The following is a 12,448-nucleotide window of genomic DNA, read 5'->3' on the forward strand; positions in this document are numbered from 1 at the left end:
GTTCAACCTAAACGTAGCGTTGAACTACGGCTATCTTCCAAGGGAAGCAAAAATCCGGTCATTTTCTTGTGGTCCGCACTTGCAGAATCAGATTTTTTCCTGCCGCGATTTTCTCCCATCAATTCAACCCATTTCCCGAACGCCGACGCAATCTCCGCCTTCGTCCCGCCCCCGCCATCGACCAATCCCCCGCTAAGCATGCGCCACACCCGCTTGCGCAAGTCCCGGGCCACGCGGTAATCGACGGTGGCGATATTGATTTCGCTGTCGACGGCCATGCTGCGCTGGTTCAGGTTGGCGCTGCCCAAGGTCATGAATACGTCGTCGACCAGCATCAATTTGGAATGGATGTAGATTTCACGGTAGCGCCAGCGGTCGGTGTCGAACGCGCTGACATTGAGCATGGCCACCGAGACCTTCAGCCCGAACTCGCTTTCGAGCGTCATCGCGCCCGGTTTGTTGATGCCGTTGGAGTGCCGCACCACGTCGGGCAACTTGACTTCAACCTCGTTGGTGATGCCGAATCCGCCTCTGACACGCCGGGTTTTCGGCTGCTTGTTGTAGTCATCGATCATCGTGTTTTGTCCCGTCATGCCATCGTGCTGCCCGAGTGCCGCCAGCGTGTCGTGGGTGCGCGGCACCATCTGCGCGCGCTCGGGCACCGGGATGACGATGAACACGTGCATGATGGGCATATCACGCATGGTCTTGCCGGCCTTGACACTGCCGGCCTTCCAGGCGGCGACCACCTTCTTGCGCTCGGCCAGCAAATGCCTGGCCCATTCCTCATACTGGAAATACTGGTTTTCCACGTACAGGTAGCCGGCCGCCAGGCTGGCCTGGGTCACCGCGCGAAAGTAGGTTTCCTTGATGGTCTTGTCCTGCTCCTCGGGCTGCGTCAGGACGATCTGCACGGTGGAGTCGCTTGGTCCGGCCTTATCCAACAGTCGTGCCGGTGGGCTACCACATGGCAACTCCCGGCTAACACAGTCGGTGGAAGCCGAACGCGTGCGGTCGTCGATCGCGCGATCCCATGCCTTCACGAAATTGTTGTACAGCGCGATCAGCGCACGACCGCCGTCGATGCGGCAGGCATAATCCTGGTACGGTTTCAGCGTGGCAAACCCGCCGTCCGCGGCCATTCCTTGCAAGCACTCGCGCCGCTCGTTGACGCCGCCCTGTTCGCGCCGCGTATCGTCGAGCAGATGGGCCGTCGTATCCCAATAATCGGTCACCGAGTTCAGGCCCATCACGTAACCGACGGCCTTGGCTCCCTCTTTGTGGTCGAAATCGATCAGGACCGGCTTCTGGTGATGCGTGCCCAGGTATTGCATGCCGGGCTTTTCGATTTCCAGCATCGTCAAGCCGCGCGGCTGGTTGATTTCGGTCGCGATACTCTTGCTGATCGCGGCGCTGTCGCCATGGCGCAAGCGAATCTCCAGACCTCCAAACAGACCCTTGAACGCGAGCACATACCAACTGTAGCAATATTCTTCACGCGCCAGCATCGGGATATCCTCGGGCGGGATCCTATCGCCCCTGTAACCGCCGCTAACCCTCTCTTTCCTGGCGACCGCGTCCTGCAACATCGCCAGGCTGGCTTTAGCGCTGATGTCGTCGGCACGCTGTCCACTGTTTTTCCATGGCGAGGTGCCGTGCGAATAGCCCGGCATATTGTGCACCATTGGCGAGCCGATCCGGTCATGCCAGATCAGCAGCCGCACTTTGACGTGACGCCGTGCGGCGTCGATCAGCAAGTCGCCAAACGTTTCGCCGCGCGGCCAGGTGGCGCTGTTGCCGCGCACCAGTTCCATGCCCGGGTCGAAACCCCAGCAGCACAGGTCGATGGACTTTTCAGCCCTGGCGATCTCGCCAGCGATGTCGGCGAACCCTTCCTGTCCGCAAATGAACAGCGTCAGCTTGTTGTTATGCGTAATCGGGTGGCTGGCATTGCCTTTCAGGTTGCGGTTTTCCAGCAGCCACTGGAGCGAACTGGTGGCAGTGCGGCCGACCTCGTCGATGTGGGTGGTTTCAGTGCGCTTGGTCGATTCCGGCATGGCGTTCTCCAGTCAGTGCAAGGTGATCATTGAAAGCTGCGGCCGTCGCAGGTAGCGTCGAGCGCGCGCAAGCCACGGTTCGACAGCTTCTGTTCGCCGTCCGGTGCCGCACTGGCATCGAAGCATGCGCTGGCCTGCAATGAAAACTCCTCGCCATTGCCAAGGACGACACGGTAGCGTGGCGTGCCGTCCTGGTGCGCGATCAGGATGCGGCCGAATTCGTCGGTCAGGCCTTGCCCGACTTCGACGTCCCCCTTGTACAGCGTGTACGGCACGTTGGCACACTGGCCGCCATCCGCACGGGCCTGTATCGTATGCTGCAACTGCCCTGCTACCGGCGCGATGGGCGGTTCCATCTCCGGTTGCGGCCGGTTTTTCGGCGCCAGCGTTTCCAGGTTTCCATGAAACAGCGTCGGCGACGCGGTAAAAAACTGTACCTTGTCGCCAATTTCGAGCATGCAATCGGCCCCATGCAGGCGCACGCCTTTGCGGCCGCGAATAGTCACCCAGTCGGCTTGGCTGATCAATTCCAGTACCTTGTTGGCGACGATCTCGACCGCATCGGTTTGCGCCGCGATCTGCACCGGGCCGGCTGCGGCGATCAGTTTCATGCCTGCCTTGTGGACGAACAGGCGCAGCGCTGCACCGATGCTGGCGAACAGGCCGCCGCCGGCCGCCATCGACAGGTCGCGCCCGGTCGTCAGCGCGGTGTGCCCGGCGCTGGCGATGTGCGTAGATTGCGCGGTCGTCGTTTCGATGCCGGCCGGGCTGGCCAGCACCAGATGCGGTGCCGCCAACTCGGGAAATACGCCTTCGCCACCGCCGGCACCCTTGATCGCGGCATGCTGGGATTTCAGCTCATCGGCGGCGGCGCCCTGCTGGGCGGCGCTTTCTTGCGCGCCGTAATGCTGCGCCAAGGCGGCAAGCGCCTTGTGCCGCTCAGCCGCCTCGGCCAACCGGCGCAAGGTTTCATCCATGCTTTTGATAGACGAGGCGGCGCCAGGGCGCGCCTCGGTGGTCAGCAACATGCCGCGGCCGGCGCGCGCCACGCCCCAGGCGTCTGACGCCAGTTCCCAGCCCTCGCCACGACCATCCTTGCGCCCGCTGGCGTCTTCGATGCGGCTGATGCAGCCGAGCGACAATTGGCTGTGCTGATGATCGCTTTTCAGTTGCGCCTGGATGCGCTGGTGCGTGTCATCAAACACCAACTGGTTGCCGCGCACGCCGTAGCCGCCGCCAGGCATCAGCTCGGCGCTGCGCCAGCCGCCAAGCATGCATTGCCCCGGCAAATTCCACGGCGGCGCATGGTTGCCGTTGTACACCGCGCCGACAATCACGGGACGGTCGATATTGCCGTTAAGAAACTGGATCAGCACTTCCTGGCCGATGCGCGGCAACGCGATCTGGCCGAACGCCTGGCCCGCCCAAGGCGTCATGACCCTGATCCATGGCGAACTGCCCGCGTCGAACTTGCCCAGCCGGTCCCAGTGGAACTGCACCTTCACCCGCCCCAGCGCGTCGGTATGGATGGTTTCGCCTGCCGGCCCGGTGACCATCGCGGTCTGCACGCCGGAAAATGTACAAGGCGTGCTGTTGAACAGCCGCCCCGGATACCAGCGGATGCTCTTGCGGATACAGCTGAAACGGTTTTCATAATGCGACTTCGCGCCCGGCCCTGCCTGGTAATTGTTGCTGGCGATATGATCGACCGACAGGATCAGGTATTCGCGCGAGCCGATGTCCGGGCGCGCCGCTTCACCTCTGGCCGGCATGGATTGCTTGCCGCTGAAGTGGCCGCCCAGCGTGAAACTGCGCCCGGCCTGGGCGCAGCGGTGATTGCCGCCCGCTTCGAAGTATTGCGCCCGGCAGTTGTGTTCCTCCATGCGGCGTTGCGCCAGCGCGTCGCCGTCGTCAATGTCGGCATAGCCATAGCCGGTGTCCTGATACAGTTCATGGGCAAACACGTCACCCTGCTGGTGCAGCGCATAGCCGCTGGCGCGGGTGGCATACGGATGCTTGTAGTTGAAGCTGGCCAGCGTGAGCGAGCCTGAAGCGATCTTCCGTATGGCCTGCCAATCGCGTATGCCGTCGCGCTCCAGCGAGCCTGCACCGCTGCGAAATACCATCTCGTCCGCTACACTGGCATGGCGGTCGCTGGGGTCGATGCTGTCGCTCAGGCAGGTATTGTCGCCCAGACAGAGCGCGTGACCGTCGGCGCGATGTTCATACCAATAATGGAGTCCCTGCTCTTCCCAGCGCCGGTGCAGATGGTTGTAATCGGTTTCATTATGCTGGTTGGCGCAGCTTAATATCGCTTTATCTTCTTGCAGCCGGTTTTGCCAGTCGCGCTGCAAATAATGCTCGAAGGTCGTTTCGCTGATGTCGATGACCGTGCGTCCGTGGAACGAGACGTTGTCCATGCGCAGCCTGGAAAACGCCAGCCAGGGTTGCAGCACCATCTGGTAGAACGCGAAACCGCCATCGCTGCGCAACAGGCGAAATTCGCCGACATAACCATTAAAATGGCGCAAGCTGCCGTCATCGCGCACCATCGAAATCGTGACCATGCGTCCCATCATCGCTGTCAGGGGAACGTGGAGATTGTCGGACAGCAGTTCGGCCTCGAAGCGGAAGTCGCGTGACATTTCCTCGTGCGCCCGCAAGCTGTTGACCAGCAGCGCGGTATCGGGCGGACCATCGTCGTGCGGAAAATCCATGCGCAGGAAGCGGCTGTCCTGGACCCGCCGGCCTGCTGCGAAAAGGCGCGCCAGATCGGCTGCCAGCCTGCCATCATCCATCTCGCCTCCTGCGCAATTGTTTCCCTGGCTTATGCTAACCAGGGTGAGCGCTGGCATCTTGATGAAACTCAACTAGTTGCCCATACGTAAAAAAGCCGCATCGGCCCGGAGGCGGATGCGGCTTGCGTTCAGCGACCGACGACTATTTCTTCGCTGTTTTTGCGGGCTTCGGATACTTGATCGTCATTTCCGCCAGCAGGTTGTCGGCATGGTCGACTTCTTTCATGACCCACAGCATGTAGCGGATATCGAGATGGATGGCGCGCGTAATGGCCGTATCGAAGTACCAGTCCTTGGTGATCGATTCATAGGTCGAATCGAAGTTCAGGCCGATCAGCTCGCCACGCTTGTTCATCACGGCCGAGCCGGAGTTGCCGCCGGTGGTGTCGGCGCTGGTCAGGAAGTTGACCGGCACGGTGCCCAGCACCGGATCACGGAACTGGCCGTAGCGTTTTTCCCTGACGGCGTCGAGCAGGCCTTGCGGCGCCTCGAAGGGCGCCTTGCCGGTGACTTTTTCAACGATACCTTCGACGGTGGTAAACGGCCCCTTGCTGATGCCATCGCGCGGCGAGTATGGCGCCACAGTGCCATAGGTCACGCGCAGGGTCCCGTTGGCGTCCGGGTAGACCGGTTTGCCTTGCGACTGTTTCCAGGCGATCACCGCTTGCATGTATTGCGGAATCACGCGCTCGAGGTTGCCGTCGATTTCCTTGCGCCGCTCTTCCAGCGCGGCCGCGACCGGCTGCAATGTGATGGCCAGTTGCACGAAAGCGTCGTCGGACTGCCCGAACGCCGCCTGGTCTTTTTCCAGCCAGGCCAGGCGTTTGGCGGTGTCGGCCAGTTGCGTCTTCGTGTACAGGGCGACGACGGCGTTCGGCGCCGGCAGCAGCGCGTCCAGGCCTTGCGGATGGCTCTTCGCGGCCAGCGCGGCGTAGCGCTTCAGGCCCGCTTCGAAACGCGCCTGGTCGACCTTGTTCACATACGACTGTTCCAGGCGCGCCAGGCGGGCCTTGATAAAAGCCAGGTCGCGCTGCTGGTAGCCCGATTCGCGTTCGGCATCGGGCTTCTTGCCTTCCTGCGCGTAGCGGTACAAGGAGCGCGCGCTTTTCAGCAGGTCGCTATTGGTGGCCACCGACCAGGCGAACTCTTCGTCGCTCAGGGCCATGTCGCTGGCGATTGCCGCGTCCAGTTCGGCCAGCAGGGTCGGCGACACGTTCGGCTGTTTTGCGTACCAGGCGCGGAACTGCGCATCCTGCACGTCCTTGATGGCGGCGATATCCTTGCGCGCGAAACCGTCGAGCAGGCCCTGGGTTTTCTTGAGCACGTTGTTGATGCTTTTGACCACGCTGGCGTAGCGCACTTGCGCGGCGGCGTCGCCATGGGTGGCGTCGGCCATCACGGCCAGGTCGGCCTGCAGCTCGGCCACTTTCAAAGGGAAGGCCGCATCGCGCGCATAGCGGATTTCCGATGGCAGCTTGTAGCGGCTGGTGCGTCCCGGGTAGCCGGCCAGCAAAATGCCGTCGCCGGCCTTGATGCCTTCGGCCGACACCACCAGGAAGTCCTTCGACTGGTAGGGCACGTTGTCCGGCGACGGATCGGCCGGGCGGCCGTCCTTGCCCACGTAGGCGCGCAAAAAGGAATAGTCGCCCGTGTGGCGCGGCCATTCGTAGTTGTCGATGTCGCCGCCGAAGTTGCCGATCTTGTCCGACGGCGCGTACACCAGGCGCACGTCGCGTATCATCATCTGGCGGATGCGGTAGTACTCGAGGCCGCGATGGAAGGCCGGCACCGAGCAGCGGTACATCTTGTCCGTCTCGCATTCGGCGATCAGGTCCTTGATGCGTTTTTCCACCGCTTCATGGCGCGCGCGGCCGGTCATGCTTGCCGTCAGTCCTTTCAACACGCGCTCGCTGACGTTTTCCACCTTGTCGGTGACATACACCAGGCTGTTCGGGCCACCCGGCAGCTCGGCGGAGCGGGTCCTGGCCAGGAAGCCGTCGGTGATGTAATTGTGTTCGGGGGTCGAATTGCGCTGCACCGCGCCATACGCGCAATGGTGATTCGTCACCACCAGGCCGGCGTTCGACACAAAGGCGGCCGAGCAGCCGCCCAGCGAGACGATGGCGCTCATCGGATGCTTGCTCAAGTCGGCCAGCTTTTCAGCAGGGATCTCGATGCCGACACGTTTGAGTTCGGCCTTCAGCTGCGGCAGTTGGTGTGGTTGCCACTGCCCTTCGTCGGCTTGTACGCCGGCGAACGCGCCCATCAGGGCGACTGGTAACACGATAGTCTTGAACAAGGTAAGCCTCCATAAAAAGCAGGCGGAAGTATAGCGCGCCGGAGGGCACGCGTCGGCAAAAATTACTTCACTGCATTTTATGTATCACGGCGAACAACTCAGGCCGGCAGGCGCAGCGGCACTTGCAGCCACAGGCGGCAACCAGTTCCCGAGGCCGGTGCGCCGATCTCGACCTGGCCGGCCAGCGCGCGCACCCGTTCGCGGATGCCGATCAGGCCGAAACACTGCTTCTTGCGCTGCTGCTCGGCCGTGATGCCGACGCCGTTGTCGCTGATGCTGAGATACACGGCGCGCGCATCCGAATGGAACTCCAGCTCGACCGCGCTGGCCTGCGCATGGCGCATGACGTTCGACAGCGCTTCCTGGACGATGCGAAACAGCGCCGTCTCGACCTGGCTGCCGATGGTGGCAAACAGCGCTTCGTCGCCGATGTGCAAGTGGCAGGCGATGCCGCTGCGCTTGCGGAAATCGCCCACCTGCCATTCGATGGCCGCCTGCAAGCCCAGGTCCAGCGCCATCGGCCGCAATTCGTTCATGATGCCGCGCACGCTCTTGATGGTCGTGTCGATATTGTCCAGCACCGACGCCACCCGGCGATGCAGGCGCGGATGCGCGTTTTGCGTGCGCGCGCTGAGCATGGAAATATCGATGCGCAAGGCCAGCAGGTTTTGTCCCAGCTCGTCGTGGATATCGCGCGAAATACGCTTGCGCTCGTCTTCCTTGACCGTTTCCAGGTGCAGCGCCAGCTGGCGCAGCTGGGCGTGGGACTGGCGCAGCGCGCTGTCCATCAACTTGCGTTCCGTGATGTCGGTATGGGCCACCACCACGCGCAGCGGACCTTCGCCACGGAAACGGCTGACCTTGGCCAGCGACCAGTGCGCGCCGGCCCAGGTGACAAATTCATATTCGAGCGCGAAGGCGTCGGCATGGCCGGCAATCACCGACTTGATGCCGGCGGCCAGCTCGCGCCCGGCGCCGCGCTGCCAGCGCGGGTCCGTCTCGCAAAACTGCAGATATGGCAGATCGCCCGGCGCATGGCCTGCAAATTGCAGGCAAGCCTGGTTGGCATGCACCAGGCCGCCATCCTGGTCCAGCACCAGCACGCGGTCCGACAGCGAATCGATGGTGGCGTGAAAAAAACGCTCGGCTTCGCGCAAGGCCTGCTGCGCCACTTCGCGCTGGTGCACTTCCTGGCGCAGATGCTGGTTGGCCAGCAGCAGCTCGGCCGTGCGGTCGATCACGCGCTGGTCGAGCTCGCGGTGCAGTTCGCGCAGCGACGCTTCGGCCAGCTTGCGTTCGGTGATATCGGAAAACACGCCGACAAAATGGGTGGTGGCGCCGTCTTGGGCGCGCATCGGCGTGATCGACAGCGACTCGACGAAACGCTCGCCGGTCTTGCGCCGGTTGACCAGTTCGCCATACCAGTTGCCGTCGCGGCGCAGGCTGTCCCACATGCCGGCATAAAACTGCGGCGTGTGCGTGCCGGCGCCAAGAAAAGAAGGATCGCGGCCGATCGCCTCCTCGGCCAGATAGCCCGTAATGGCGGTAAAGGCGGGGTTGACGGAAATGATGCGGTTGCCGCTATCGGTCACCATCACGCCTTCGCGGATGGTATCGAGAATGACAAAGGCCCGCCGCAGCGCCGAATCGCGCGCCAGCTCGTCGCCGAGGTCGGTTACCAGCATGCGCACGCTGGCGCTGCCGGCGTCGAGGTTCGCTTCGATGCGCACCAGGCCGGCGACGGCCAGCGCGCCGCCCTCGCGCTGGCACTCGCGCTGGCACTCGCGCTGGAACAGCGGCGCCTCGTGCACCTGGCGCGCGCCGCTGTCGAACACCGCCGCGAGAAAGAGGCGGAAACAGCCTTGCGCTTCGGGTGCGATAAACTGCTCGAAACGCCGTTCCAGCAGCATGGCTTTGTCGCGCTGCAGCAAAATGCTGGCCGCCAGGTTGGCGCGCGTGATCACGCCATCGCGGTTGAGCGAAAAATAACTGACCGGCGCTTCCTCGTACAGCCGCGCATAGCGGTCGCGGCTGGTTTCGGACTCGATGCGCAGCTGTTCGAGCTCGGCCAGGGCGGCATTTTGCAACTGCAGCTCGATCTGGCTGACCTGCAATTCGTGCAACTGGCGCAGCATGTCTTCGCTCGACAGCGGCAACGGTGGTGCTTGCGTCACCAGTTGCTCGGCCTGCTCACGCACCCTCACGCTGAACGGCTCGCCATCGCTGACTTTGCCTGTCTTGCCTGCCTTGCCTGTCTTGCCTGCCTTGTTCACGCTGCGCTCCCGCCGGGCTCCCTGCCGGCCACGCCACCGGACTGTATCTGGCGCAACTGGGCTTCCAGCAACTTCGACTCGGTGATGTTGATAAAGGTGACCACCACGCCATCGATCACGTTGTCGACGGTGCGGTAAGGCATGATGCGCACGTTATACCAGCGCCCCGTCTTGGTCTGCACCTGGCGCTCGGAAAACACCAGGCTGCGGATGACTTCGAGCGCATCGGTCTCCAGGCCAGGATAATCGAGGTCGTTGACGATATCGCTGAGCGGCCGGCGCAGGTCGGTCTGGATCAGCTTGTAGATTTGCGTGGCCGGCGCCGTGAAGCGACGGATGCGCAGGGCGCTGTCGAGGAAGATGGTGGCGATATCGGTGCTGTTAAGCAAATTTTTCATGTCGCTGTTGACCAGCGACAGGTCGTCCACTTTCGACTGCAGCTCGGCGTTGACCGTGTACAGTTCTTCGTTGAGCGACTGCATTTCTTCCTTTGAGGTGGTCAGCTCCTCGTTGGTCGATTGCAATTCCTCATTGGTCGACTGCAATTCTTCGTTGGCCGATTTCAGTTCTTCGCGCGAGGTCTGCATTTCATCGCGCACCGCCTGGATTTCATTGCGCGCCTGCGCCAGTTGCTGTTCCAGCTCCAGCACCTTGGGACTGGGCGAGCGGCCGCGGCGCGCTTGGGCCGTCAGAGGCACGCTGGAAAAGGTAATGAACACCATGCCCCTGAGCGACTCGGGCTGGCTCAGCGCCTCGGCCGTCAGGTCCACGCCCAGCGACTGGCCAGCGTGATCCTTGACCACCAGGCCCTTCAGGCGCACCACCCCTTCCGTTTGCAGCGCCTGCTTGATCAGGCCCGGCAATTCATAGCGCAAGCCATCGCGCGCCATGGCGTGGATATTCCAGTTGGCCTTGCCGGCCGCCGGCTCCAGAAAGGCGCCCGTGCGGCCATTGATATAGAGGATATCGCCGTCCTGGTTCAGCAAGGCGGCCGCCGGCGAATATTTTTGGAGCAGCAACTGCTCCACATGGGATTGTATCTTTCCGGGCATGCTCACTTCTCTCGTGTCGCTGGTTGCGGGGGGGGACGCCAACGACACTTTGGTCGGAAAATACGTCGGCAGGCGCTGGCGCGCCAGATTGTCGAGGCGGCGATACAGCCGGGTCGATGTAATCAGCGGGACGAACAGCTCGGAAAAATGGCCCGGCGTGTCCGCGCTGCCCAGCAACAGCAAGCCGTCGCGGTTCAGGGCATAGTGAAACAGCGGTATGAGGCGCTGCTGCAGCTTGGCGTTCAGATAGATCAGCAGGTTGCGGCAGCACAGGATGTCGAGCTTGGTGAACGGCGGATCGGAAATAATGTTTTGCTGGGCAAAGATGATCATGTTGCGGATCTCTTTCTTGATGCAATAATCGTTCTTGTCCGCCACGAAAAACCGCTGCAGGCGCTCGTCCGAAACGTCGCTGCTGATACTCTTGGAAAACCGTCCCTGGCGCGCGCGGTCGATGGCGTCGGCCGACAGATCGGTGGCAAAGATCTGCAAGCTGTACTTCGACGGCGGGTTGATGCCGGCCACCACCTCGTGGAACACCATCGCCAGCGAATACGCCTCCTCGCCCGTCGAACAGGCGGGGATCCAGGCCTTGAAGGCGCGTCCGTCGGGGTTGGATGCCAGCAATTGCGGCAAGGCCACCATCTTCAGGTATTCCCACACCTTCTGGTCGCGGAAAAAACTGGTCACGCCGATCAGTAATTCCTTGAATAATAAATCGATCTCCGCCGGATTATCGCGCAAATACGGCACGTACGCTTCCATCGAGGTGATCTGGTACAAGCTCATGCGCCGTTCGATGCGCCGCAACACCGTATTGATCTTGTAGTCGACAAAGCTGTTGCCGGTGTGCCCGGACAGCAGGCTGACGATTTCATGCAGGCTATTGCGCCCGTTCGGCTCATGCCCGGGCAGGCTCAGGAAGCTGCTGCGAAACAGATAGTTGATGATCTTTTCCGGCATCCTTTCCGGATAGTCGATCAGGTCCACCACCTCGGCCGCGATGGCGCTTTGCGGCATCATGTCGAACTTGGCCGTATCGGGATGCTGGGCCAGGGTCAGGCCGCCGGCCTGCCTGATCGCCTGCATGCCGCGCGTGCCGTCGGCACCCATGCCGGACAGCACCACGCCGACGGCCAGTTCGCCCAGCTCGGACGCCAGCTCTTCAAAAAACATATCGATCGGCAAGCGGTGGCCGCGCGGCTGCAGCGGTTCGCGCAGCACGAAGCGGCCCTTGGACAGGCCCAGATCGGCATTCGACGGAATCACATAAACATGATTGGCGCGCAACTGCATATGGTGCGTGATTTCCGTGACGGGGATGCTGGTGGCGCGCTGCAGCAATTCCGGCAGCATGGCTTTTTGCGTGGGATCGAGATGCTGGATCACGACCAGGGCCAGCCCGCTTTCCTGCGGCACCTGGGCCAGGAAGGCGACGATGGGATCGAGTCCGCCGGCCGAGGCGCCGATGGCCACTACGGGAAAGCTGATGGCCGACGCTTCCGGAGCGGCTGGAAGGCGGTGCTGCCTGGCTTTGCTGCGTTTGCTGGTTGTCATCGTCTGCAAGACCCGCCACGGCCATGCCGCGGCCGGCAATTGATAATCTTACATTCTATCACCGGCATCTGCTCGACAAGGTGAATCTGGCGCGCTTGTTGCGTCACAATCGATGCCGCCGCGCTCTTGCCACAGCCGCTATTCGCGGCAGTGACAAGTCAGTTTGCTGCTGCGGCGGGCTGGAGCTGGAGGTTGCGTCCGGCCAGCAAGCCCGTCCATGCGCCAAGCAGGGCAATCACGGCGGCGAGCAACAGCGGCGTGGACCAGCCCCCCGACATATCGTGCACGCCGCCCAGCATCATCGGCCCCGCAGCAGCCATCAGATAGCCGATGCACTGCGACATGCCCGACAGCGCGGCCGCATCTTTGGCGTTGCTGGTACGCAGGCCGATAAACGTCAGGACATCCGAAA

At 62.4% G+C, this 12,448-nt stretch carries 6 protein-coding genes; all 6 read right to left on the reverse strand.

Annotated elements, in window-relative coordinates; genetic code table 11:
• Positions 1 to 2: 2 nt before the first annotated feature.
• The 6 genes from CD932_RS01870 to CD932_RS01895 all read right to left on the reverse strand — a co-directional run bounded on the left by CD932_RS01870 (position 3) and on the right by CD932_RS01895 (position 12,380).
• Positions 3 to 2,057, reverse strand: a complete 2,055-nt coding sequence (locus tag CD932_RS01870; RefSeq protein ID WP_094441155.1) for a phosphatidylserine/phosphatidylglycerophosphate/cardiolipin synthase family protein — start codon at positions 2,055 to 2,057, stop codon at positions 3 to 5.
• Between the two features lie 26 nt (positions 2,058 to 2,083).
• Positions 2,084 to 4,855, reverse strand: coding sequence for a type VI secretion system Vgr family protein (locus CD932_RS01875; protein WP_254926424.1), 2,772 nt, complete (start codon positions 4,853 to 4,855; stop codon positions 2,084 to 2,086).
• Positions 4,856 to 4,997: 142 nt separating this feature from the next.
• Positions 4,998 to 7,154: a S46 family peptidase gene (locus CD932_RS01880; RefSeq protein ID WP_369679801.1), complete on the reverse strand. Its 2,157-nt coding sequence runs from the start codon at positions 7,152 to 7,154 to the stop codon at positions 4,998 to 5,000.
• Between the two features lie 98 nt (positions 7,155 to 7,252).
• On the reverse strand, positions 7,253 to 9,427 hold the full coding sequence (locus CD932_RS01885) for a PAS domain S-box protein (protein WP_254926425.1): 2,175 nt from the start codon (positions 9,425 to 9,427) through the stop codon (positions 7,253 to 7,255).
• A complete protein-coding gene (locus CD932_RS01890) occupies positions 9,424 to 12,036 on the reverse strand; it encodes a chemotaxis protein CheB (RefSeq protein ID WP_094441157.1) in 2,613 nt (870 codons plus the stop codon). Before CD932_RS01890 ends, CD932_RS01885 begins: the two co-directional genes overlap by 4 nt.
• A 158-nt stretch (positions 12,037 to 12,194) precedes the next feature.
• Positions 12,195 to 12,380 carry a hypothetical protein gene (locus CD932_RS01895; RefSeq protein ID WP_094441158.1) on the reverse strand — a complete coding sequence of 62 codons (186 nt, stop codon included), beginning with the start codon at positions 12,378 to 12,380 and terminating at the stop codon, positions 12,195 to 12,197.
• Between the last annotated feature and the right edge of the window lie 68 nt (positions 12,381 to 12,448).

This window comes from Janthinobacterium sp. PC23-8 (assembly GCF_002250505.1).
In the GTDB taxonomy this organism is placed as follows: domain Bacteria; phylum Pseudomonadota; class Gammaproteobacteria; order Burkholderiales; family Burkholderiaceae_D; genus Janthinobacterium.